The sequence below is a fragment of the Halorubrum tibetense genome (genome assembly GCF_042661865.1).
Taxonomy (GTDB): domain Archaea; phylum Halobacteriota; class Halobacteria; order Halobacteriales; family Haloferacaceae; genus Halorubrum; species Halorubrum tibetense.
In genome coordinates, this window is sequence record NZ_JBHSWW010000428.1 from 1 (window position 1) to 1,454 (window position 1,454).

The window sequence follows — 1,454 nt, forward strand, 5'->3', positions numbered from 1 at the left end:
TTGGTCGTGTTGCAAAGCGGTCTAGAGTTTGCCTCTGGTGCTCTCAACTGAGAGTTCACAGCTCATTGCTGTTTTGGTCGATCGTTGGAGCAGTTCGTCAAGGAACGATTGGTAGTACTCTGGATCAGCGTACTTCACCAGCCGAAGCTGGAGTATCGCCTCCAATCCATCCTTTGTCCAGCGCATCCACTGGTTCTTACAGCGCTTGCTGACCTCACCCATCAGCCGTTCGACGGGGTTCGAGGTCCACGGCACCTCGAACCCCTTGACGGCCTGCTCGGCAAACGTCACGATCGACGGCAACCACCGCCGAAGATACCCCGCAGCCTTCCCTGATCCGTACTGATCCAGCTGCCACGCTGTCTTCTTGATGCGCTCGGTCGTTCGCGCGATCCGCTCGCGGATCGCCGCGAACTCTTCTTCTGGACGATGCTTGGCAACAGAGTTCTTCAGATGGAATACCTCGTCGATCACTTCCGAGACGATTTCGTTGCGCCGGTCCAGAGAGAACACACCGTCATCCCAGAGGTTGTAATCCAGCGTTCGGCCCACGTGAACGAGGTCAAGCTGATGATCGCGGTGTTCGTCAGTGAATGCCGTGACAATGCCGCTATCGCCGTCACTGACGACCGTCGCGTCGTCAGTGACTGCGTCGATGTCATCAAGTTCGGCAGCTGTCTCATCCCAGTCAGCGTTGACAGAGAGATCCAGCAGGGAGTGTGACTCCTCGGCAGTGTCTTCGCCCAGCGTGGCTTGGACGGAGTGGTACGAGCGGTCCTCGTCTTGACTGTGACACTTCGTGCCGTCTGGAATAATGGCGTCAGCGTCTGTGTTAGCGACACAGTCTGGAAGGAACTGCTTGAGCTCGTTGCCGTATTCTCTGGCGCGGCGATTAATCGTGGTCGGCGACGGCATCCTCTCGAAGATGCCGTCGCCGTGGTCAGCAGCGTCACGGTAACTGAGAGAGGTAGCGAGATCGACGCTCTTGGCGGCGATATCTTGTTGATAGCGGTTCTGCCCGTCGAAGTCGAGAACGTCTTCGACGGGCCGGAAGTAGCTAGATTCGCCCTGGTCAGCGGCGGTATCTTTGACGTAATGAAGGAGAAATTCGTGCTCACCAGCGGTTGTGACGGCTGTGCGGGTATCGGTTCCAGCTCGTTGGAACCTCTGTTGACCGTTGCCGGTGGCATGTTTTTCGCCACAGAGCGCCTCGACGCGGGCCGCGTCGAGGCTCTCGACCAGCCCCTCGAGGAGGACTGATTCGACGTTCTGATCAGTGATGAACTCAGCCAACGTGGCCAGCGGTATCGTTTTGTCGTCGTCGATGCTAACGGTCAACCGCACGTCGATTGTAGCGTGCATGGGTTGCCTCGTAGGTTGGACACCAGAGGCAACCCGTTCCTCACGGGAGCCAGTTGCTACTGAACTCTAGAGGACTTTGTGACACGACCAAA

Annotated in this window: 1 protein-coding gene; it reads right to left on the reverse strand. The window is 57.5% G+C overall.

Annotated elements, in window-relative coordinates; translation table 11 throughout:
- Positions 1–21: 21 nt before the first annotated feature.
- Positions 22–1,362, reverse strand: a complete 1,341-nt coding sequence (locus tag ACFQEU_RS15840; RefSeq protein ID WP_379783731.1) for an ISH6 family transposase — start codon at positions 1,360–1,362, stop codon at positions 22–24.
- Between the last annotated feature and the right edge of the window lie 92 nt (positions 1,363–1,454).